Below are 22,311 nucleotides of genomic sequence, written 5' to 3' on the forward strand. Positions count from 1 at the left end.
GTTGCCAACGCTCTGAATTGACGCATCACCCGCTTCACGCGTCCGCGTCGCAACACGCCGTGCCAGATATTCCACGGCCGCCCAGGTGGCAAACTGTGTGTAGGCCGTAGCACCACACACGCCTCACTTCGGACCGATAGCGGACGCGTTCCACCCCGTAAGAGCGCCAAGCTATACGCCGCGACAACCTACACACAGTTTGCCACCTGGGCGGCGCAAACCATTCGCTGCCGCCAGCCCATGCACGGGTATTCGAAGCGGGTGAGGCGCTCATTTATAGCGTTGGCAACGAGCGCCAACAGAGATGTTGCCGTGTGAAGTGCGGGACCGGTTGGGGGCCCTCAGGCAAATACAAGAGTTGGCGGTGTGAGCCGCTTTCTTTTGCCTACTTTTCTTTGCGGCGGCAAAGAAAAGTAGGTGCCGCCCCGCACAGGGGCGACGCTTGAAGCACGAAGGCAACACGCGGATGCCAGCGAAAGCGCAACACACATCCCAAACCCATCGCGAATGCCAGCGAACAACCAGCAAACCACAACAAGCGTCGCAGACAAAAAAACCTACTTCGCTACAACAACAGGAATCCCCCGCAACACCCCAAAACCTTTAGCTTCCCGAAGCGCCTCCTCCACAGCAGCCCCAGTCGCGGCCTCGACATGCAACTGCGCAGCCAACGCGCGCTCACTGCGCTTAACAGCAGCCAGATTAGCCAGTTTCACATGCCCATACCCGCGCACACGCGCATGCAACCCAGCGAGCTTGACGACATCACCCGCCGTGACTTCATCAAAAATCACAAACGCCCGCTGCATCGTAGCCTCATAGTCCGTGGACAACTCACGCTCCATCCGCCGCTCGACAGTGCGGCCAAACGGATCGAGCATCGTGCCCCGCAGCCCGCGCCACTTCGCCATCACACCGAACACCGGCCACATCCATTGACCAAACGTCTTCTTCTGCGGCGTCGCGCCGTGCTTCGCGCGTGAAATAGTCGGCGGCGCAAGGTTGAACTTCACGCCGAAGTCCTTCCCCGCGACGCCTTCGAATTGCGCTTCAAGCGCAGTACGGAAAGCCGGATCGCTATGCAGACGCGCGACTTCGTATTCATCCTTCACCGCGAGCAGCCGATAGAACGTCGTAGCAACAGCGCGGCTCAAGCGCTCTTCAACCTCAACCGCGCCTTCCAGCTTGCGCTCAGCCTGACGCGCCGCATCGACCAGCGCACGATAGCGCGTCACATAAGCCGCGCCACCATACGCCAGCAAACGCGCTTCGCGATCCGCGACCAATGCATCGAGCGTCTCCAGCGCTACAGCAGGCTGCGCCGCATGACGCTGCGTCCACAGCGTCTCCAGTCCGGCAGGATCAGCGGCAGCCATACGGCCAATCGAAAACGCCAACTGGTTCATCTGCACCGCGACATTGTTCAGTTCGATTGCGCGCATCATCGCGGCGAACGACACAGGCACAAGCCCGAGTTGCCACGCAAAGCCAAGCATCAGAATGTTCGCGCCAATCGTGTCGCCAAGGAAACGCGTCGCGAGCGCCTGTGCATCGCACGACGACATGCGCTCCTCGCCAGCCGCGTGACGCATCTTGTCGATCAGCGCATCCGCGTGCAGATTCGCGTCCGGATTCTGTACGAACGACGCGTTCGGAATCGCGTGCGTGTTCACGACGATGCGCGTACGGCCATGACGCACCGTCTGCAACGCATCCGCGCCCGCGCCGACCACCATGTCGCAGGCGAGCAGCACGTCGGCCTGTTGCGTGTCGATGCGCACCTGGTTCAGCCATTCGTCGCGCGCGGCGAAGCGCACGAACGACAGCACCGAACCGCCCTTCTGCGCGAAGCCCATGAAGTCGAGTACCGATGCGCTCTTGCCCTCCAGATGCGCAGCCATGCTGATCAGCGCGCCGACCGTCACGACACCCGTGCCGCCGACACCCGTCACGAGAATGTCGTACGGCGCGGCGTCGAGGTGCGTCGCAGGCGTTGGCAATGCGTCGACGCGCGCGGAGAGTGCGGCTGCATCGAATGCGACGCCTGCGGCCTTCTTCAGCTTGCCGCCTTCGATCGTTACGAAGCTCGGGCAGAAGCCGTTCACGCACGAATAGTCCTTGTTGCACGACGACTGATCGATGCGGCGCTTGCGTCCGAGCGGCGTTTCAACGGGCTCGACGGACAGGCAGTTCGACTGCACGCCGCAATCGCCGCAGCCTTCGCAAACTTCCTCGTTGATGAAGAGACGCTTGTCCGGGTCGGGAAACTCGCCTTTTTTGCGGCGGCGGCGCTTTTCGGCGGCACACGTCTGGTCGTAGATCAGCACCGTCACGCCGTCGATGTCGCGCAGCTCGCGCTGCACCTTGTCGAGTTCGCTGCGGTGATGGAACGTCGTGCCTTTCGGGAACTGGCCGTGATGGCCGTCGTACTTCTCCGGCTCGTCGCTGACCACGACGAAGTGCGACACGCCTTCCGCTTCGACCTGACGCGCAATCTGCGGCACCGAGATGCTGCCGTCGACCGGCTGGCCGCCCGTCATCGCGACGGCGTCGTTGTAGAGAATCTTGTAGGTGATCGTCGCTTTCGCGGCGACGGCCTGGCGGATCGCGAGAATGCCCGAATGGAAGTACGTGCCGTCGCCGAGATTCTGGAAGACGTGGCGCGTCTTCGTGAACATCGAGTGCGAGGCCCAGTCGACGCCTTCGCCGCCCATCTGGATCAAACCCGTCGTGTCGCGCTCCATCCACGACGCCATGAAGTGACAGCCGATACCCGCCTGCGCGATCGAACCTTCAGGCACTTTCGTCGATGTGTTGTGCGGGCAGCCCGAACAGAAGTAGGGCGTGCGCTTCACGGCATCGGCGGCATTCGACAGAATCTGCGGCGCGACGAGATCGACCACGCGCTCGCGGCGGTCGAGCGCGGGCTTGTGCTTCGCGAGCCAGTTCGCGAACACGGGCAGGATGCGCGACGGCCGCAATTCGCCTAGCGACGACAGCAGCATCGAGCCATCTTCCGCATGCTTGCCGACAATCGTGGGGCGCGCGCCTTCCGTGCGGTTATACAGATAGTCCTTGATCTGCTGCTCGATCACGGGTCCCTTCTCTTCGATCACGAGCACTTCCGACAGACCGGAAACGAACGCATCGATGCGCGTCATTTCGAGCGGGAACGACAGGCCCACTTTGTAGATGCGCACGCCCGCCTGCTCCAGATCGGCGACGGTGAGATCGAGCCGGCGCAGCGCTTCCATCAGATCGAGATGCGCCTTGCCGCACGTGATGATGCCGACGTTCGCGTGCGGGCTCGGTGCGATCCACTTGTCGATGCTGTTGAAGCGCGCGAAGTGCCGCACGGCGTCGAGTTTCGCGTGCAGACGCTGTTCGATCGTGAGACTCGGCAAGTCGGGCCAGCGGTTGTGCAGGCCGCCCGCGGGCGCCTGAAAGCCTTCGGGCGTGGGCCATTCCATCTGCAACGCGTCGAGATCGACGGTCGAGCCCGATTCGACCGTTTCCGAAATCGCCTTGTAGCCGACCCACGCACCCGAGTAGCGCGACAGCGCCCAGCCGTAGATGCCGAACTCCAGCATGTCCGCGATGTTCGAGGGGTTCACGACGGGCATGTGCCACGCGATCATCGCAAAGTCGCTCTGATGCGGCATCGACGACGATACGCAGCCGTGGTCGTCACCCGCAACGACCAGTACGCCGCCATGCTGCGACGAGCCGTAGGCGTTGCCGTGCTTGAGCGCGTCGCCTGCGCGATCGACGCCCGGGCCTTTGCCGTACCACATCGCGTAGACGCCATCGACGGTGCGTTCCGGGTCCGATTCGACGCGCTGTGTGCCGAGCACGGCCGTGCCGCCGAGTTCCTCGTTGATCGCGGGCAGAAAGCGGACGTCGTTCGCTTCGAGCAGTTTCTTCGCTTTCCACAACTGCTGGTCGACCATGCCGAGCGGCGAGCCGCGATAGCCGCTGATGAAGCCGGCCGTGTTCAGGCCGCGCGCCTTGTCGAGCTGGCGTTGCATCAGCGCGAGACGCACGAGCGCTTGCGTTCCCGTCAGGAAGATGCGGCCGCGCGTGGCGGTCAGGTTGTCCGACAGGCGGTAGTCGGCGAGTGCGGGGGGGCCGTCGATGGGTAGACGTGCGGTCATTGTGGAGTCTCCGTTTTTGCGTTTCGCTGGCGGCATCGTGTTGTGCTTGCCGTCGCAGCGAAAGAGACTCCATTCTTTCGCGTCAATTGGAGAAGTTTTTTGCTACTTTTTGTCGCTGATTCATTTACTGCGACATGATTCCAGCCATTCGGGCTCGTATTGAGATAGATCCACCGCCTTCGGTTCGCGGGCTGTCGGAAGGGCGATTGAGAGCGTTACCTGGAATGGTTATGGAGACTTGCCTATGCCATCCGGACGAGGTTCGTGAAGCCCGCCCTTGGGTTACGCTATGCCAACAGCTTCGCAACCCACAGGAGACGGACAATGAAACTGTACTACTGGCCGAAAACGCGGGCTTTCCGCGCGCTGTGGATGCTCGAAGAAATCGGCGAGCCCTATGAACTCGCGCGCGTGAACCTGCGCGCAGGCGAGCAGGACACTACCGATTTCCACCACGTCAATCCGATGTGCAAGCTCCCCGCGCTCGACGACGGCGGCGTCCAGGTCGCCGAATCGGGCGCAGTGCTGCTGTATCTGGCCGACCGTTTTCCCGAAGCGAATCTCGGCGCGCCAGTCGGCGATCCGTTGCGCGGGCGTTTCCTGCAGTGGCTTTTCTTCACGCCAGGCTGTCTCGAACCCGCGATGGCCGAAAAGATGACGGGCGCGTCGGGCAATTCGTTCAGCTTTGGCTGGGGCAACCTGGAGCGCGTGAAGGCGGCCATCGATATGGCGCTCGATGAAGGCGACTGGCTGCTCGGCGAGCGCTTTTCCGCAGCCGACCTGCTGCTGGCGAGCACGCTGCAGATCGCATTCGTCGCGAAGCTGCTCGAGCCGTCGGGGCGCATCGGTGAATACGTCGAGCGGGCGATCACGCGCGAAGGGCACGTGCGGGCAATGGCAATCGAGCAACGTGAAATAGACGCGTTGAAGGTGAAGCACTAGCCGCCGCGTGGAAAGCGCGTCGCGCGCTCAGCCCGTCGGCGCCTGCTGCAGTTCGTGCGGCTGGAGCGGCTCGACGTCGTCGAAATGCGTGTAGTCGATATGGCTTACCCCGTTCACTTCGCGGATCAGATCGACGAAGCGGTGCTGCCAGCGTATGTCGTCGCTGAGCCACGAATAGCGCGCCTGCATCGTCTGCGCGGTGTTTTCGTCCGAACCTTCTATCGTGATCAGCAGCGACGCGTCCTGCTCGGCGAGGCTCTCCGGTGTCTGGCCGAATAGCGGGCTGGCTTCGTCGATCACGTGCATCAGGTTCCAGCCGAGGTAGAACATCGGCTGCTGATCGCGCACCAGCCGCAGGTCGTAAATCTTGCGCAGCACATAGCCTTCCGACGACTGCTCGACGCGCATCAGCCGCAGCCGCGCACGAGCTTCGACGATCACGTTTTGCCGTGCGTTCGCGGTGCGCACCATCAGCGTGGTGCGTCCGTCGATGGGGCGTACAACCGCGTATTGCGAGAACATGATCTTCGCGCGGGGCCGCGAAAAGCGCGCGAAGATCAGCCCCGTGGCCAGTGCAATGCCCGACATGCCGACGAAAATTTCGAGTGTCGCGACGAGATGCCCGTAAAGCGTGCGCGGATGCATGTCGCCGTAGCCGACCGTCGCGAGCGTCTCGACGCTGAAGAAGAACGCGCCCGCAAAGCCCTTCGGATTCTGATTGGCGATGGAATCACCGCCGAGTTCGTACAGCGACGCGAAGACCGAGTTCAGCACGAGAAACAGCAACGCGAGCGAGACGAAGAACACGGGCCAGCTGATCGTCAGCGCGCGGTGATAGAGGTCCTGCCAGACGCGCAGCGGCAAGCCATGCGCGATCACAGTATGCGAACGCACGCGTATCTTCCGGTCAAGAATCCGGGCCTTGCGCGCGCGGTGATAGTTGGATTCGGGCGGGGTCGCGCTCATTCTTTTTCTGTTTTGCTAACGGGTGTATTGCGCAGCGTCGCGGCGCGGCCGTGATGCCGGTTGCCCGCTGCGGCGTGTAGTGTAGCCCGTCCGCCCGGTTACTGACGGCAATGCGTGACTTCAGGCGACGCGATCGTTGTCCGCTTAGGGAAACGCTCGCGGCTTCGGCACGCCCGCGCCGTGCTCGATATCGGCAACAGCCTGCTGATGCGCCGTTTCGACAGCTTCGGCTTCCGTCGCGAAGCCCGTGTCGCCGCCTACCGTGGTCCAGCGTTGCACCGGATGATCGCGATGCCGGATTTCGTATTCCGCGTCCCAGCGCGCGCCCTGAAGTTCGAGTGGCCGCACGTGTATCGCGTACACGCCGTAAAGAAAGAGAGGTTCTGCCATGATCGCCTCCGCCTGGTCAACGAAGAAAACGTCGTAGGCGCGGCGCGCGGCTGACGCGCCACGTATCGTTCAATGCGAAAGCCCAGTGCCTATAGTTCGAGTTCGCCGAGGATTCTGTGGGCCAGCGCCTTAGCGTCTTCGAGTGCTTCGTCGGCTGTCGGCGACGTGGCTTCGACTTCGTAGAGCGTGTCTTCTGTCTCGTCGCCTTCGTCGCGCGACAGCGCAACGACGCCCTGGTATTGCCCGCCATCTACCGGGCGAACGCTCGCCGTCGCCGTATAGAGACCTTTGGTGTAGGTGACGTCCTCCATGATGCATCTCCTGCAAGGGGGAGATTCCATCCTAGCACGCGATTTCGACGCTCACATGTCGGCGCCAAAGGCGCGCTCACCAGTTCTTCCGGCGCGTTTGCATGCCGCCGCGCAGCGGACGGAGTTGCCGGTCAGGCGCTTGCACCGGCAGCTTCTTCCGACAGCATCGGCGGATCAATCCTGCAGCAGCGATACCACTTCATCGAGCGTCGGCGAATGCGCGCCCGAATGCCGGCAAGCCGCCGCGCCCGCCGCGAGCGAGAACGCCAGATGCTCTTCCCACTTGCGTTGCGGTGCCGTCATCAGACTGAATAGCAGTCCGCCGATGGACGCGTCACCCGCGCCGACCGTATCGGCGACGGCCACGCGCGGCGGCTTCGCTTCGACGATCCGGTCGCCGTCGATCAGCGTCGCCGTCTCCGAGCCGCGCGTGACGAGCACGATCGCCGTCGGATTCATCGCGCGCAATTGCGCGAGGGCGGCCGCTTCGTCGTCGGTCTTGAACAGCAGCCGCAGGTCTTCGTCCGATACCTTGATCAGGTCGGCGAGCGACGCCATCTGGCGCAGCGTCGGCTCGTAGCCGTGCTCCATCAGGTTGCGATAGTTCGGATCGAAGCTGATCCTCACGCCGCGCTCGCGCAGGTTGGCGGCGAGCTTCGCGAGCGTCGCCCCGAGTGGCTGGCGCACGAGGCTGATGCAGCCGAAATGCGCCCACTTCACCTGCGGCATCCAGCCTTCGGGCAGCTTCGACGGATCGAAAGCGAGGTCCGCGCTGTTGTCGCCCATGAAGAAATACGCGGGCGGATGCGTCTGATGCACGACGGCGAGCAGCGGCGCGCGCTCGACACGCTGCATGAAGCGCATGTCGAGGCCCGCGGCGACGCTCGCGTTCCACAGGTCGTCGGAGAAATTGTCGACGCCGAGCGATCCGGCGCAGGCGGTCGGCAGACCCAGCCGCGCGACCGCGCGCGCGACGTTCCAGCCCGCGCCGCCGGGAACCGACAGCCAGCTTGCAGGACCCGTGCGGACGAGATCGGTGAGGATGTCGCCGGCGGAAACGAATTCGGGAAACTCAGCGTGAAATTCAGGGCTCGCGCTCATGTTGCTCACCGTACGAGGTTATTTGGACGCGCTGGAAGGCTGCACCGCGGGTTGCAGTGCGTGTAGCAGCACTTCGTAACATGCGCCCATCGTGTGATAGTCGGTCTTGCCGGCCGGGCTCTTCTCGTCGCTGTACTTGCGGTTGTCGCACGTGAGAATGCGGTACCACGCGCCATAACGATGATCGACGAAATGCGCCCAGCTGTAGCGCCAGATCTCGTCGTACCAGTCCCAGAAGCGCTCGTTGCCCGTGCGCTGTCCGAGCAGTGCGGCCGTCGCGAAGGTTTCGGCCTGCACCCAGAAGTATTTGTCGTGATCGCAGACCGTGTAGTCCGGGCCGAAGCCGTAGTAGAGGCCGCCGTGATCGTTGTCCCACGCGTGCGTCATCGCCGCGTCGAACAGCTCGACCGCGCGCGGCAGCAGCCACGGCAGCGGACGGTGGCGCTCCAGGATCAGCAGCAGCTTTGCCCACTCCGTCTGATGGCCCGGCTGGAAACCCCACGGACGGAAGATGTTCGAGCTGTCTTCCTCGTTGTAATGCCAGTCCACCGACCAGTCCGCGTGAAAGTGCTCCCACACCAGACCTTGCGAAAGCTTGGCCTGACGCAGCGTGATGTTCGTCGCGACGCGCTCGGCGCGGTCGAGGTACACGAGATGGCCCGTCGCCTCGTACGCGGCGAGCAGCGCCTCTGTGGTGTGCATGTTCGCGTTCTGGCCGCGATACGAGCTCACGCTCCAGTCGGGCGTGGCTTCATCGGCGTACAGGCCGGCTGCCGGGTCCCAGAAGCGGTGCTCCATCAGCTCGAAGGTCGCGGCGATCATCGGCTTCGCCTCTTCGATACCCGCCATCGCCGCGTGTGCGTACGCGAGCAGCACGAACGCGAGGCCGTAGCAGTGGCGCGTCGCGTCGAGCGTGCGCCTGTGGCCGTCGCGCCAGTCGATCTCCCAGTCGTAGCCCTGATGATGCGGGTCCCAGTGGGCGTCGCGCAGAAACTTCAGGCCGTGCTGCGCGTACTCCAGATGCTGCGGGTCGCCGAACTGCCGGTACGCCATCGCGTAGTTGAACACGTAGCGGCAACTGCTGACGAGGTGACGCGTCGCGCGGTTGTAGATCGTGCCGTCGTCGCGAAAGAAGTGGAAGAAGCCGCCGCTCGGATCGAGCACGTTCGGCGCGTAGAAGCGCAGCGTGTCCTCGATGTGCGACAGCAGGAAAGCGCCGTCGCGGAAGCTCGCGACAGGCGGCACCTTGTGATCGGCGGTGTTGTTCGAAAGAGTCGTGTCGGGTTGTTTCATGGCATGTTCACCGAGGTACTGGCACGGACAACGAGTTGGACCGGAATGCGAATGTCGAGTGCGGACGGCGTGTCTTCGAGCAGCAGTTCGACGCCGCGCCGGCCGAGTGCTTCCTTGTCGACGGCGATCGTCGTGAGCGGCGGGCGCGCGTGCGCGGCGGCGGGAATGTCGTCGAAACCGACGATGGCGATGTCTTCGGGCACGCGCAGACCACGCGCGAGACATACGCGCAGCGCCGCAAGCGCGGCGAGGTCGTTGTAGGCAAAGACGGCGTCGGGGCGCGGGCCTGGGCGGTCGAGCAGTTGCTCCATCGCGAGCGCGGCGCCGGCGTCGGGGTCGAGGCCGGCGTCGATCGTCACTTCCAGCGACGGATCGAACAGCAGGCCGGCTTCGAAAAATGCGCGCCGGTAGCCGAGCGCGCGCTGCGCGATGCTGTAGTGCGCAAGCGAGCCGCCGATGAACGCGACGCGCGTGCGCTTCTGTGCAAACAGATGCTGCATCGCGAGCGCGGCGCCCGCCTGGTTGTCGAGATTCACTGAGCGCAGATTCGGCGCCCACAGGTCGATCAGCACGAGCGGGCGCTTCATCGCGACGAGCGTCGTGAGCGTTTCCGGCTCGACGAAACCGGCGACGGCGATCGCGTCGGGCGCATGCAGGCGCATCTGCTGGACGACGTCCTCGGTCGGGCCCGCTGTCAGCACGGACGGCACGATGCCGCGCTCGCGGCACGCGTCCTCGACACCGTGCAGCACGTGCGAGAAAAACGGGCTGACGGCGAAGTTGTTGTGGTGACGATGCAGCAGGAACGTGAGCCGGCGAATGCGTGGGCGCAGCTGCGCGGAATCGTAGCCGAGCCGGCGGGCCGTTTCGACGACGCGCTCGCGCGTCGTTTCCGACAAACCGGGCTGATTCTTCAGAGCGCGTGAGACGGTGCCGATCGACACGCTGGCCGCGCGAGCGACGTCGCGGATCGTTGTAGCCATCGAAAAAAGCGGCCGCGCGAGAGACGCGCAGCGGCGGAGTTCAAGTTCGGGTGATTGTATAGTAAAACGATCGCGCGAAACCCGCGCTCAGAGGCTTTCGATACGCGTAGATACCCGTATACAGGCGCAGTGAAGGTGAATTGTTTGTTTAGTAAAATGCACTAAACGACGTGTTGGATTCATCAATTGATACGGACGGCGGCGAAGTTGCGGCCGCAGGCGAGCGGGAATGAGAAACAGGAATGGTGAGCGCGCAGTCCCAACCTTGCTGCCAAGGTGACTGCCCGTCATGACAGAGGAATGTCGTCGCGGCGTGCTTTGCCGCTGGAGATGATGCTGGTGGCCGAGCCGGGCGAAGAAGCTCAGTCGACGGTGGCCGCCGTGCGCCCTTGCAGCAACATCTGGCTTTCTTCGAACCCGATCATCACGAGACCGGACGCTTCGCTTTTCGCGCGGCGCTTCGCGAGCGCCGCCACCGATGCAATGTCTTCGCTGCTGTACACCGCTTCGCCCGATTGCGGCTGAACCAGCACGCAGCCGATCGCCATCGTCACAAAACTGAAGAACGTCGGATTGCCGCGCCGGTCTTCGCCGTGGATGCCGCCCGCCAGGCGGTCGCCCGGCGCGTAGTAGCGCTGCGCGCCTTCGTTGAAAACGTGAATGGCGCGCTCCGCACGCTCGCGCCAGTCTTCGCTCTGGAACAGGATCAGAAAATCATCGCCGCCAACGTGGCCGAGAAAATCGCGTGTCGGATCGCAGACATCGGCGAGCACGTGCGCGGCGAATTTCAGCACTTCGTCGCCTTGCCAGTAGCCGTACTGGTCGTTGAACGGCTTGAAGTGATTCAGGTCGACGTAGCACGCATAAAAGCCCGCTTCATGGCTGAGCAGCCGGGTGATGTGCGAGCTGATCGGAATGTTGCCCGGCAGGAAAGTCAGCGGATTCGCGTAACGGGCCGCCTCGATGCGCACTTCGGTCACCGCGCGCACGAGGCTTTCGCCCGTGCCGAGGCCGACGTACTTGCCGCTCTCGGTGATGACGAAGCCGTCCGCGAGATAGCGCTGGTCGTCGCTGGCGAGCAGCTTGGCCATGTCTTCGACCGTCATCGATTTTTCGATGACCACGGGCGATGCATTCGCAAACAACAGGCATGGCCGCTTGCCGAACAGCTCGCGGTGGTAAGGCAGCGCGTAGCGGTCCATGAACGCGCGCCGGTTGATCAGCGCGACTGGCTCGTTTTGCTCGACGACGGCGACGGCATGCAGGTTCGGCAGACGGTTGAAGAGTTCGAGCACGTCGTTGTTGGTCGCGTTGCGCGGCAGCGCGGGCGCATGCACGACCATCTTCGCCGACGCCATCCCGCCCGACGGCGACGCGCTCACCGCGCGCGTCGCCTCGGGGAACACGGCGATATGACCGGCGCGCAGTGCCTCGCGGGCGTCGTCTGAGACCTTGCGCGGCGGGTGCGCATTCGGCTTGCCGAAGAAATAGCCCTGGCCGCAGGCGATCCCCATATCGCGCACGACGATCAGATCCGCCTCGTTTTCGATACCTTCGGCCACCAGACGCGCGCCGCTCGCGGCCGCGAAATGCTGCATCGCCTTGACGGCTTCGAACTTGAGCGGGTCGCTGGCAATGTCGTGAATGAAAAACCGGTCGATCTTCACGACGTCCGGTTGCAGGCGCACCCACAGATTCATGCTGGCGTTCGCAGTGCCGTAGTCGTCGAGCGCGAACTGGGCGCCGGCCATGCGCAGCATGGTAATAGCGGGCAGGAAACTGGCGACATCGGGAATCGCGCTCTGCTCGGTCAGTTCGATCACGATGCGCTCGGCATCGACGCCCATGTTGCGCAGCATCACGAAAGTGTCTTCGCGATTGTCCGCGAGCTGACGGATCGCACCGGCGCTGAAATTCAGGAACAGCTTGCCCTCGTACTTGAGCTTTGCGAATGCCTCAATGCAGGTGTGCGCGGCGGCGCGCTCCAGCGCGATCACGCTGCCTTCGGCGGCCGCCTGCGCGAACAGCGCGTACGGCGCTTCAAGCGCGGAACCGGCCGGTCCGCGGATCAGCCCTTCGTAGCCGAGTATCGCGCCGTCGTCGAAATCGACGATCGGCTGGAAGACGGCGGACAGCTCACGCTGCGCAATCAGATCGACGATGCGTGGCGCTGCGATGGTGGAGAACGAGCGTTGAGGCATGACACACGGCCGGAGCATTGGACCGTCGGCTTATCGGCAGCAAGTCGCTGAAATTAAATGAATTTTTAATGACGCTTCGCACCGTTCTGGTGCTTGTCGGAAGCGTTTCCATTATTTGGGAGGGAGGGGCGTGCGTTTGTCCTATGCCTTCGTGCCGAGGCGACAGCGGCGGCCGGGCTGGGTGAAATAACGAAAAAGCCGCCCGCAGGCGGCTTTCACGACATGCACTCAGGGAGAGCGCTTATGAATCTAGACTTATTCGAAACCGGCCTAGCGGCGCGCAACAGCGGCCGTCGTGCTCTTTTGCGCGGCGCGCTTCTCGGCGCTGACGTCGCGCGCGCCCCAGCGTTGCGCGAGCGCGGCGCAGACCATCAACTGAATCTGATGGAACAGCATCAGCGGCAGCACGACGGCGCCTACCGCATGCGTGGCGAAAATCACTTTCGCCATCGGCACACCGGCGGCGAGGCTCTTCTTCGAACCGCAGAAGATGATCGTGATCTGGTCGGCGCGGCTGAAGCCGAGGCGCTTGCTGACGAATATCGTCACGAGCAGCGCGAGCGCCAGCAGCACCGCGCACACCACGAGCAGCCCGCCCAGCGCCGCGAGCGGAATCTGATGCCACAGGCCTTCGTTGACGGCCTCGCTGAATGCGGCGTACACCACCAGCAGGATCGAGCCCTGGTCGACGAACTTCAACACGCCGCGGTTGCGGTCGATCCATGCGCCAATCATCGGCCGCAGCAACTGCCCGGCGACGAACGGCACCAGCAGTTGCAGCACGATGTTCCACACCGTATGCCACGGCGATGTGCCGCTCGCGGCCTGGCTCGTGACGATCACGCTGACGAGCGCGGGCGTGATGAAGATGCCGAGCAGGCTGGATGCCGACGCGCTGCACACGGCGGCGGGCACATTGCCTTTCGCAATCGACGTGAACGCGATCGAAGATTGAACCGTCGACGGCAGCGTACAGAGGAAGAGGATGCCGGCGTAGAGCGCAGGCGTCACGAGGGGCGAAAGAAGCGGTTTGAGTACGAGCCCGAGTATCGGAAAGAGCGCGAACGTGCTTAACAGCACGACGAGGTGCAGCCGCCAGTGCGTGGCGCCAGCAATGATCGCTTCGCGCGAGAGCTTGGCGCCGTGCAGGAAGAACAGCAGCCCGACCGCGAAATCCGTTACCCAGTTGAACGCCGTTGCCGCGTGGCCATGCACGGGCAGCAGGCTCGCGAAAATCACCGTGCCGATCAGGCAGAGCGTGAAATTGTCGGGCAGGAGTTTCGGACGCGCCATCTTTCAAATCTCGATGCAGGTGTAGCGATCGCCTTGATGTCGCCGGCGGCGGCCGCCAAATGGCTATTGTCCGCGCAAAGTGATTGAAAAAGCAAATTCATTTGCCGAATTGATTAATTACCTGAACGCATGAAACACCCGTTAGCGGGCATGGTTGCGTTCGCATCGATGCTGCTGGTCAGAACGACCGTTTCGGGCGTCAAAAATCGGTCGAAACGACACGTCGAAACAGGCGTTTTGGAGAGCCTCTGTTCATACGAATTCAGGTGTTCGAACGACCCCGTTTCAGCGCTTTTTCCCCTCGCGCCGCAAGAGGTTTGTGGCGAAAAAACGTCGCAGTAACAATGCGTTACAAGAGTGCCGCAGACCTAACATATTTTGGCTCGACTCACTGGGAGGACGCCAATAAATTACTGTTCGAAGGCCGATGGGGCATTGCGCGAGACAGCGTTGTCATGCAAGTCGCGCAAGCCCCGGAACCAGCCAAGCCGTAGCTCGAACGGCGGGCTCTCAGGCGGGTCGTCGGGCAGGTGAAACATGGTGCTTGTAGGGCTGTCGAGGATCAAATGGTGGATGACGGGCGCGCTGATCGTCGCGCTGACCTCGCTCGCCTATGCGAAGCCGTCATTTGTCAGCCATGACGGACACGGGTTGTTCGGCGGCGGATCGAGTTTTCACGGTTCGTCGTTCGGCGGCCCCGTCCATGGAAACGCCGCGCCGCGCGCCAACATTTCGCGTGACATGCCGCGCGGTGTAGCGATGCCTGGCTACACCGGCCGATATGCGCGAAATGAAGCGCCTCGCCCGCGCGGCAACGCGTCGGGCCGGACCAGTGTGAACGACACATTCGCCGGGCGTCCGTACGGTAGCAATGCGGCGAACTACACCGCACAACGCATGAAGCTTCCCGCCGACGTCTATCACAACCGCCCCGCCGCGCAATATGTCGGCACGCAGTATGCCGGTGCGATCACGCCGATCAGCACCGATTCGCGTAACGCGCCGCGACCGCCTGCGACCGCGCAGTCGGCACACGTCGGTTCGATCCGCGACGACGTCACACGCTACAACGAAGAGCGCGGTGCGTCGCGCCCGATCCCGCGCCCGCCTGGGGACTCGTCGCGCATTCCGTCGCCGTCGCCTTACCGTAACTGACCTATCCTCTGCCCTCTGCCGGACGTTTCGCAGTTCGGTCCATTCTCCTGTCCGTCCACTCGCTCTGAGATCGGATCGGCGTTTTCTCAAGTTCAGCTACCCAATCTATTCGGTCTCCGCACGTCCGACAAAATACCCCGTCTGATCTGACGTAAGGACGCCACACATTTTTGAAAACGCTCGTCAGTCTCCGGCGTTTGTCATCAAATCGCCTCTTCGTTGCGGCGGCGCGTCAATCAATCGTTGATGCGCTTCGCATCACACGCTGTGCGGTAGAATCCGCGCCCTTCGAGGGGCCTGCGGGCGCTTGCGGCACTGCGGAAACAAGATGCGTCGGCAACCAGTATCAGGCCGAAAGTTCACCAAACTATTCAGTCCCATATACCCGCAATAACCGCAGATATTTTTGTCCATAAAAATGGTCCGCAAAGATTTGTCCCAGCCCAGATTGGCTCGACGATCAAACGGATAACAAACACGGATCCGGCGAGCGCCCCGCCGAACAGCCACACCTTTTGACAAAGACAGGAGAACCCATGAATACCACCGTCAGCCGTGCGCTGAGAACAACCCTGAAGGCGAGCGTCATCGGTGCCTTGCTGGCCGTCGCATCGACGTCGTCGTTCGCCCAGTCGAGCGTGCAGCTTTATGGTCAGGTCGACGAATGGGTCGGCGTCACGAAGTTCCCGGGCAGCCAGAGCGCATGGAACGTGTCGGGCGGCGGTATGTCGACGTCGTACTGGGGCATCAAGGGCGCCGAAGATCTGGGCAACGGCTACAAGGCGATCTTCACACTGGAAGACTTCTTCCGTGCGCAGAACGGCAAGTTCGGCCGCTTCGACGGCGACACGTTCTTCGGACGTAACGCGTACGTCGGTATCGAGTCGCCGTACGGCACGGTGACGGCGGGCCGTCTGACCACGCAACTGTTCGTGTCGACGATTCTGTTCAATCCGTTCATCGACTCGTACGTGTTCTCGCCGGCGGTCTATCACGTGTTCCTCGGGCTGGGCACGTTCCCGACCTACACGACGGACATGGGCGTGGTCGGCGATTCCGGCTGGAACAACGCAATCCAGTATTCATCGCCGGACTTCAGCGGCCTGTCGGGCAGCGCGATGTATGCGCTGGGCAATTCGGCGGATCACAACGGCTCGAAGAAATACAGTGCGCAGTTCCTGTATTTCCACGGTCCGTTCGCGGCGACGGGCGTGTTCCAGTACGTGAACTTCAACAACTCGCCGACCGACCTGGGATCGCTGGTCTCGGGCCTCAAGAGCCAGTCGGTTGGGCAGCTGGGTGTGTCCTACGACCTGAAATTCGTGAAGTTCTACGGGCAGTACATGTACACGAAGAACGACCAGGACGTCGGCAGCTGGCACGTGAACACGGCGCAGGGTGGCGTATCGGTGCCGCTCGGCACGGGCACCGTGATGGCGTCATACGCGTACTCGCGCGACGCGGGCGGTCTGGATCAGATGCATCAGTCGGCGGCGATTGGCTACGACTACCCGCTGTCCAAGCGCACCGACGTCTACGCGGCCTATCTCTACGACAAGTACACGGGCCAGTCTTCGGGCTATACGGCCGGTGCAGGCATTCGCGCGAAGTTCTGATCACGACAGACACGCCGCGGCGGCGTGTCCCGCGCGCTGCTGCGGCGTGCCCTGCAAAGCCCTGCCTTCTTCACGGACGGCAGGGCTTTTTCTTTCCAATGCTCGCCAGCGCCGCACATTGCCGACGGCTCCTTGATAAAGTCCCGGGAATCAGCCTGATTCATTCCTATCCCGAGCGACTGCCATGGATACCCTCGTCAGCATGAAAGTGTTTCGCCACGTGGTCGAAGTCGGCAGCTTCGTCGGCGCGGCGGAGAAGATGGACATGTCGGCGGCGATGGCGAGCAAGCACGTGATGCATCTGGAGCAGCAACTCGGCGCGCGCCTGCTGAATCGGACCACGCGCCGCGTTGCGCCCACGGAAGCGGGCCGCGAGTACTACGAGCGCCTGAGCCAGGTGCTGAGCGAACTCGACGAAGCCGAGCAGGCGGTCGGCGCGGCGAGCATCGTGCCGCAAGGGCGCTTGCGCGTGTCGACGTTGTCCGCGTTCGGTTTGCGGCACGTGATGAGCGCCGTCGCTGATTTCGCGACGCAACATCCGCAAGTCACCGTCGATATCACGCTGTCCGACCGCGTCGTCGAACTGATCGACGAGGGCTACGATGTCGCGATCCGCGCGTCGCCGATGGGGCTGAAGTCGTCGTCGCTGATTGCGCGGCAGGTGGCGACCGCGCATCTCGTGTTGTGCGCGTCGCCGGACTATATCGAGCGGCACGGCGCGCCCAGAAACACCGCCGATCTCGCGCGCCACAACTTCATTCAATACTCGGGCGTGTCGGCGCTCGAACTGGTCGCGGGCGCGAATGCGGAAAGCGCGCGCGTCAAGTTCTCGGGCAATCTGATCGTCAACCATCTGGAGGCGCAGCGCGTCGTCGTGTTGCAGGGCGCGGCGCTCGCGCTGCTCGGCACGGAAGTGATCGGCGACGATCTCGCCGCAGGCCGCCTCGTGCCGCTGCTCGTCGATGAACTGCCGCCGCGCGAGCTGCCCATTCACGTCGTCTACGCGAGCCGCCGGCATCTGTCGGCGAAGGTGCGCTCGTTCGTCGATTTCATCGCGGAGCGCTTTTCGAGCGAGACGTTGTGGCCGACGCTCGAGCAGATCAGGGCGCTCGCTGTGCGGTGAGATTCGCGGCGCAGTGCCCGTCAATTCGCGCCCACTGAACGCCGCACGGACGATCGAGTTGTATCGTTATACTGGTTGCAGCACCCGCGAAGTAGAACGAACCTGACGATTCGATCCGGGGGAGACATGACTGATCTTTCCACGCCGCAGCGCGTCGACGACGACGCGCCCGCTTCCCGATCTTCCGCGCCGCCCTCGCCGCACGAGACGTCCTCGCGACGTCTGCGTTTCGTCACGGCCGCCGCGCTGTTCGACGGCCACGACGCCTCGATCAACATCATGCGGCGCATCCTGCAGGCTAGCGGCGTCGAAGTGATCCATCTCGGCCACAACCGCTCCGTCGAAGAAATCGCCACGGCGGCACTGCACGAAGACGCGGACGGCATCGCGGTGTCGAGCTATCAGGGTGGGCACGTCGAATACTTCCGCTATCTGGTCGATCTGTTGCGCGAGCGCGGTGGCGAACGGATCAAGGTGTTCGGCGGCGGTGGCGGCGTGATCGTCCCCGATGAGATCGCGGAGTTGCAGCGCTATGGTGTCGAGCGTATTTACTCGCCGCACGACGGCCAGCGGCTCGGGCTGCAAGGGATGATCGACGACATGATCGCCCGTTGCCGCGACGCGGCGCGAGCGGACGCTCAGCCTGCGCAACTGGCTCTCGATCTGAAGGGCGTCTTACACGACGATCCGGATCGCGTCGGGCATGTCGTCGCGTTTCGCAAGCTCGCGCAACTGATTACCTCGCTTGAAACGGGCGACGTCGATCCCGCCACGCGCGCGGCACTCGCCACGCAAGCCAAACAGACACGGGTGCCCGTGCTAGGCATCACAGGGACGGGCGGCGCGGGCAAGTCGTCGCTGACTGACGAACTGATCCGGCGTTTCCGTCTCGACTACGGCGACGCGTTGACCATCGCCGTGATCGCCATCGATCCTTCTCGCCGCAAATCGGGCGGCGCGCTGCTCGGCGACCGTATCCGCATGAATGCGATCGGTGACTGGGGCAGCGGCGCGCGCGTCTTCATGCGTTCGCTGGCGACGCGTGAGGCATCGAGCGAAATCTCCGACGCGCTGCCCGACGCAATCGACGCCTGCAAGATGACGGGTTTCGATCTGATCGTGGTCGAAACGTCGGGCATCGGACAGGGCGATGCCGCGATCGTGCCGCACGCCGACAAGTCGCTGTACGTGATGACGCCGGAGTTCGGCGCAGCAAGCCAGCTCGAAAAGATCGACATGCTCGATTTCGCGGATTTCGTCGCGATCAACAAGTTCGATCGCAAGGGTGCCGCCGACGCGCTACGCGACGTCGCAAAGCAGGTTCAGCGTAACCAACATAAGTTTGGATCGAAGATTGAGGAGATGCCGGTATTCGGTACGATTGCGTCGCGCTTCAATGACGACGGCGTGACGGCTGTGTACCAACATGTCGCGAAGGCTTTACGTGGTCACGGACTGCACGAGAGCGACGGGCGATTGCCGAAACTGCAAGGCGTGAGGCATTCGACAGGCCGCAACGCCATCGTGCCGCCCGCGCGCGTGCGCTATCTGTCGGATGTCGCGCTGACGGTGCGCGGTTATCGCGAGCGCGTCGAAGCGCAGTCGCAACTCGCGCGCGAGCGTTGGCAACTCGACGAAGCGCGCCGGATGCTGAGCGAGGCGAACGGCCGCGTGCTCGATGCCGCTGCGTTCGATTCGCTCATCGACGCCCGCACGTCGCAAATGGGCGAGCGCGAAAAGGCGCTGCTCGATGCGTGGCCGGCCACGGTCGCCGCCTATTCCGGCGACGAACATGTCGTGAAGATTCGCGACAAGGAAATTCGCACGGCGCTGACCGTTGAAACGCTGTCAGGCTCGAAGATTCGCAAGGTCGCGTTGCCGGCGTTCAAGGACCCCGGCGAAATCCTGCGCTGGCTGATGCTCGACAATCTGCCTGGCTATTTCCCGTTCACGGCGGGCGTGTTTCCGTTCCGCCGCGAGAACGAAGACCCGACGCGCATGTTCGCGGGTGAGGGCGACCCGTTTCGCACCAACCGGCGTTTCAAGCTGCTGTCCGAAGGGATGCCGGCGAAGCGCCTGTCCACGGCGTTCGATTCCGTCACGCTATACGGCGAGGAGCCCCACGAAAGACCCGACATCTACGGCAAGGTCGGCAATTCGGGTGTATCCGTAGCGACGCTCGACGACATGAAAGCGCTCTACGACGGCTTCGATCTGTGCGCGCCCGAAACGTCGGTATCGATGACGATCAACGGACCCGCGCCGACCCTTCTCGCGATGTTCTTCAATGTCGCGATTGATCAGCAGATCGGGCTCACGCATGCGAAAGCGCAACAGGAAAACCGCGAACCTTCGCAGGACGAACTCGACGCCGCGTGTCGCTTCGCGCTGGAAAACGTGCGCGGCACGGTGCAGGCCGACATCCTGAAGGAAGATCAAGGGCAGAACACCTGCATCTTCTCGACGGAATTCAGCCTGAAGGTGATGGGCGACATTCAGGCGTACTTCGTCGAGCACGGCGTGCGCAATTTCTATTCGGTGTCGATCTCCGGCTATCACATCGCCGAGGCGGGCGCGAACCCGATCTCGCAACTCGCGTACACGCTCGCCAACGGCTTTACCTATGTCGAGGCGTATCTCGCGCGCGGCATGGATATCGACGATTTCGCGCCGAACCTGTCGTTCTTCTTCTCGAACGGGATGGACCCGGAATATACGGTGCTCGGCCGTGTCGCGCGGCGCATCTGGGCCATCGCGATGCGTGATCGCTATGGCGCGAACCAACGCAGCCAGAAGCTGAAGTATCACGTGCAGACGTCGGGCCGCAGCCTGCACGCGCAGGAAATCGACTTCAACGATATCCGCACCACGTTGCAGGCGCTGATTGCGATTTACGACAACTGCAATTCGCTGCACACGAACGCGTTCGACGAAGCGATCACCACGCCGACGGAAGATTCTGTGCGCCGAGCGGTCGCGATCCAGTTGATCATCAATCGCGAATGGGGACTCGCGAAGAACCAGAATCCGAACCAGGGCAGCTTCATCATCGACGAACTGACGGATCTCGTCGAAGCGGCCGTGCTCGCGGAGTTCGACCGGCTCACCGAGCGCGGCGGCGTGCTGGGCGCAATGGAGACGGGGTATCAGCGTGGCCGCATTCAGGATGAATCGATGCTGTACGAGCATCGCAAGCATGACGGCTCGTATCCGATCGTTGGTGTGAATACGTTCCTCGGCGCGCATGCGCATGATGCGCCGCCGCCGATTGCGCTCGCGCGCTCGACGGAAGAAGAAAAGCAGGGGCAACTGAAGCGCTTGCGCGCGTTCCAGTCATCGCGTGAAAGCGAAGCGCCGGCGATGCTGGAACGTTTGAAGCAGGCCGTCATCGACGATGAAAACGTCTTTGCCGTGCTGATGGAGGCGGTCCAAGTGTGTTCGCTGGGACAGATCACGCATGCGCTGTTCGAAGTGGGCGGTCAGTACCGGCGCAACATGTGACGCCATCCTGAAACGAAAAGGCCGCGTCTGCGGCCTTTTCATGTCTTCACTGCCTACGATTCAGCGACCAATCCCGAGCCGCGTCTTCGCCGCCTGATATTCGTCCTTCAGACGCGCAACAAGCTCACCGACGCTCGGCACATCGTGCATCAGACCCACGCCCTGGCCGGCGCCCCAGATGTCTTTCCACGCCTTCGCCTTGTCGCCGCCGAAGTTCATCGCGGTCTTGTCCGACTCGGGCAGCGCATCGGGATCGAGTCCCGCGCTCTGGATGCTCTCGCGGATGTAGTTGCCATGCACGCCCGTGAAGAGGTTCGTGTAGACGATGTCGGCGGCATTCGCGTTGATGATCGCCTGCTTGTAGCCTTCGACTGCATGCGCTTCCTTCGTCGCGATGAAGCGCGTGCCCATGTACGCGAGATCGGCGCCCATCGCCTGCGCGGCGAGAATCGAGCCGCCGTTCGCAATCGAGCCGGACAGCACGATCGGGCCGTCGAACATCCGCCGTACTTCACCGACCAGCGCGAACGGAGACGTCGTGCCCGCGTGGCCACCCGCGCCCGCCGCGACGAGAATCAGACCATCGACGCCCGCATCCAGCGCCTTCTGCGCATGACGCAGATTGATCACGTCGTGCAGCACGATGCCGCCGTAGCTATGCACGGCATCGACGATCTCCTTCGCGGGCGCGCGCAGGCTCGTGATAAAAATCGGCACCTTATGTTCGACGCACACGCGAATGTCGTGCTCGAGCCGCGCATTCGACTGATGCACAATCTGGTTCACGGCAATCGGCCCGATGATGGCGTCCGGATTCGCCGCCTTGTGCTCGGCAAGGGAAGCCTGAATCTGCGTCAGCCATTCATCGAGCAGTTCGGCCGGGCGCGCGTTGAGCGCGGGAAACGAACCGACGATCCCTGCCTTGCATTGCGCAAGCACGAGCTCAGGGTAGCTGACGATGAACATCGGCGAGGCGACGACGGGCAGAGCAAGGTTCTGCAGGACGGCGGGCAAGGCCATGGTGCGAGTCTCCAGATCGACTGCCGGTGCATCGGGTGCCCGGCGATATGAGTGTAGCGGCTGCCGTCCGCGTTTCGCTTCAAACAGCCATCGAGCTTCAAATTTAAGAACGATCGTTCGATTATAGGCGAATCTGGGCCGCGTTGCTCGTTCGGTGTCGTTTGAAGGAGAGTTCAGGTTCTACGAAAGCGTGGGCTATCCCACTCGTCGCGACACACTCGCCTTCTACAATGCCCAGACTTACAACGACAACGAGATCCGA

At 62.9% G+C, this 22,311-nt stretch carries 15 protein-coding genes; 5 read left to right on the plus strand and 10 right to left on the minus strand.

From position 1 onward, the window contains the following. Nucleotides 1-557 precede the first annotated feature (557 nt). Nucleotides 558-4,154, minus strand: a complete 3,597-nt coding sequence (locus tag C2L65_RS00805) for an indolepyruvate ferredoxin oxidoreductase family protein (RefSeq protein WP_042314422.1) — start codon at nucleotides 4,152-4,154, stop codon at nucleotides 558-560. A gap of 324 nt (nucleotides 4,155-4,478) precedes the next feature. Between C2L65_RS00805 and C2L65_RS00810 the strand changes: the two genes are divergently transcribed. Continuing rightward, nucleotides 4,479-5,096, plus strand: a complete 618-nt coding sequence (locus C2L65_RS00810; RefSeq protein ID WP_042314421.1) for a glutathione S-transferase family protein — start codon at nucleotides 4,479-4,481, stop codon at nucleotides 5,094-5,096. Nucleotides 5,097-5,123: 27 nt separating this feature from the next. Here C2L65_RS00810 and C2L65_RS00815 read toward each other — a convergent pair whose 3' ends face one another. The 8 genes from C2L65_RS00815 to C2L65_RS00850 all read right to left on the minus strand — a co-directional run bounded on the left by C2L65_RS00815 (nucleotide 5,124) and on the right by C2L65_RS00850 (nucleotide 13,634). Further along, complete coding sequence (locus tag C2L65_RS00815; RefSeq protein WP_042314420.1) at nucleotides 5,124-6,062, minus strand: ion channel; 939 nt, start codon at nucleotides 6,060-6,062, stop codon at nucleotides 5,124-5,126. Nucleotides 6,063-6,206: 144 nt separating this feature from the next. Continuing rightward, nucleotides 6,207-6,452 carry a hypothetical protein gene (locus tag C2L65_RS00820; RefSeq protein WP_007577858.1) on the minus strand — a complete coding sequence of 82 codons (246 nt, stop codon included), beginning with the start codon at nucleotides 6,450-6,452 and terminating at the stop codon, nucleotides 6,207-6,209. Nucleotides 6,453-6,541: 89 nt separating this feature from the next. Beyond that, nucleotides 6,542-6,763: a hypothetical protein gene (locus C2L65_RS00825; protein ID WP_042314419.1), complete on the minus strand. Its 222-nt coding sequence runs from the start codon at nucleotides 6,761-6,763 to the stop codon at nucleotides 6,542-6,544. 174 nt (nucleotides 6,764-6,937) lie between these two features. Next, on the minus strand, nucleotides 6,938-7,864 hold the full coding sequence (locus C2L65_RS00830; protein ID WP_042314418.1) for a carbohydrate kinase family protein: 927 nt from the start codon (nucleotides 7,862-7,864) through the stop codon (nucleotides 6,938-6,940). Nucleotides 7,865-7,882: 18 nt separating this feature from the next. Then, nucleotides 7,883-9,157, minus strand: a complete 1,275-nt coding sequence (locus tag C2L65_RS00835) for an AGE family epimerase/isomerase (protein WP_042314417.1) — start codon at nucleotides 9,155-9,157, stop codon at nucleotides 7,883-7,885. Next, nucleotides 9,154-10,140 (minus strand): LacI family DNA-binding transcriptional regulator, encoded by a 987-nt coding sequence (locus C2L65_RS00840; RefSeq protein WP_042314416.1) that lies wholly within the window; start codon nucleotides 10,138-10,140, stop codon nucleotides 9,154-9,156. Before C2L65_RS00840 ends, C2L65_RS00835 begins: the two co-directional genes overlap by 4 nt. 362 nt (nucleotides 10,141-10,502) lie before the next feature. Next, complete coding sequence (locus C2L65_RS00845; RefSeq protein WP_042314438.1) at nucleotides 10,503-12,341, minus strand: EAL domain-containing protein; 1,839 nt, start codon at nucleotides 12,339-12,341, stop codon at nucleotides 10,503-10,505. A 270-nt stretch (nucleotides 12,342-12,611) separates the two neighbouring features. Then, entirely contained in the window at nucleotides 12,612-13,634 is a 1,023-nt protein-coding gene (locus tag C2L65_RS00850) for a bile acid:sodium symporter family protein (protein ID WP_042314415.1), read from the minus strand. A gap of 537 nt (nucleotides 13,635-14,171) precedes the next feature. On the opposite strand from C2L65_RS00850, the gene C2L65_RS00855 reads away from it, so the two are divergent. From C2L65_RS00855 to icmF, 4 genes are all read left to right on the plus strand, one after another. After that, a complete protein-coding gene (locus C2L65_RS00855; RefSeq protein WP_042314414.1) occupies nucleotides 14,172-14,789 on the plus strand; it encodes a hypothetical protein in 618 nt (205 codons plus the stop codon). Between the two features lie 536 nt (nucleotides 14,790-15,325). Next, a complete protein-coding gene (locus C2L65_RS00860) occupies nucleotides 15,326-16,405 on the plus strand; it encodes a porin (RefSeq protein ID WP_042314413.1) in 1,080 nt (359 codons plus the stop codon). A gap of 184 nt (nucleotides 16,406-16,589) precedes the next feature. Then, complete coding sequence (locus tag C2L65_RS00865; RefSeq protein ID WP_042314412.1) at nucleotides 16,590-17,528, plus strand: LysR family transcriptional regulator; 939 nt, start codon at nucleotides 16,590-16,592, stop codon at nucleotides 17,526-17,528. A gap of 126 nt (nucleotides 17,529-17,654) precedes the next feature. Then, nucleotides 17,655-21,029, plus strand: a complete 3,375-nt coding sequence (gene icmF / locus C2L65_RS00870; RefSeq protein ID WP_042314411.1) for a fused isobutyryl-CoA mutase/GTPase IcmF — start codon at nucleotides 17,655-17,657, stop codon at nucleotides 21,027-21,029. 60 nt (nucleotides 21,030-21,089) lie between these two features. On the opposite strand, the gene C2L65_RS00875 is transcribed toward icmF, so the two are convergent. Further along, nucleotides 21,090-22,049 carry an NAD(P)H-dependent flavin oxidoreductase gene (locus C2L65_RS00875; RefSeq protein WP_042314410.1) on the minus strand — a complete coding sequence of 320 codons (960 nt, stop codon included), beginning with the start codon at nucleotides 22,047-22,049 and terminating at the stop codon, nucleotides 21,090-21,092. Nucleotides 22,050-22,311: the final 262 nt, after the last annotated feature.

This window comes from Paraburkholderia terrae, assembly GCF_002902925.1.
Taxonomy (GTDB): domain Bacteria; phylum Pseudomonadota; class Gammaproteobacteria; order Burkholderiales; family Burkholderiaceae; genus Paraburkholderia; species Paraburkholderia terrae.

Bases quoted from the DNA above. Each gene is read 5' to 3' on its own strand.
- C2L65_RS00830 (WP_042314418.1), bottom strand. From the start codon at position 7,864: ATGAGCGCGAGCCCTGAATTTCACGCTGAGTTTCCCGAATTCGTTTCC.
- C2L65_RS00850 (WP_042314415.1), bottom strand. From the start codon at position 13,634: ATGGCGCGTCCGAAACTCCTGCCCGACAATTTCACGCTCTGCCTGATC.
- C2L65_RS00810 (WP_042314421.1), top strand. From the start codon at position 4,479: ATGAAACTGTACTACTGGCCGAAAACGCGGGCTTTCCGCGCGCTGTGG.
- C2L65_RS00840 (WP_042314416.1), bottom strand. From the start codon at position 10,140: ATGGCTACAACGATCCGCGACGTCGCTCGCGCGGCCAGCGTGTCGATC.
- C2L65_RS00860 (WP_042314413.1), top strand. From the start codon at position 15,326: ATGAATACCACCGTCAGCCGTGCGCTGAGAACAACCCTGAAGGCGAGC.
- C2L65_RS00805 (WP_042314422.1), bottom strand. From the start codon at position 4,154: ATGACCGCACGTCTACCCATCGACGGCCCCCCCGCACTCGCCGACTAC.
- C2L65_RS00855 (WP_042314414.1), top strand. From the start codon at position 14,172: ATGGTGCTTGTAGGGCTGTCGAGGATCAAATGGTGGATGACGGGCGCG.
- C2L65_RS00835 (WP_042314417.1), bottom strand. From the start codon at position 9,157: ATGAAACAACCCGACACGACTCTTTCGAACAACACCGCCGATCACAAG.
- C2L65_RS00815 (WP_042314420.1), bottom strand. From the start codon at position 6,062: ATGAGCGCGACCCCGCCCGAATCCAACTATCACCGCGCGCGCAAGGCC.
- C2L65_RS00865 (WP_042314412.1), top strand. From the start codon at position 16,590: ATGGATACCCTCGTCAGCATGAAAGTGTTTCGCCACGTGGTCGAAGTC.
- C2L65_RS00825 (WP_042314419.1), bottom strand. From the start codon at position 6,763: ATGGAGGACGTCACCTACACCAAAGGTCTCTATACGGCGACGGCGAGC.
- C2L65_RS00875 (WP_042314410.1), bottom strand. From the start codon at position 22,049: ATGGCCTTGCCCGCCGTCCTGCAGAACCTTGCTCTGCCCGTCGTCGCC.
- C2L65_RS00845 (WP_042314438.1), bottom strand. From the start codon at position 12,341: ATGCCTCAACGCTCGTTCTCCACCATCGCAGCGCCACGCATCGTCGAT.
- C2L65_RS00820 (WP_007577858.1), bottom strand. From the start codon at position 6,452: ATGGCAGAACCTCTCTTTCTTTACGGCGTGTACGCGATACACGTGCGG.
- icmF (WP_042314411.1), top strand. From the start codon at position 17,655: ATGACTGATCTTTCCACGCCGCAGCGCGTCGACGACGACGCGCCCGCT.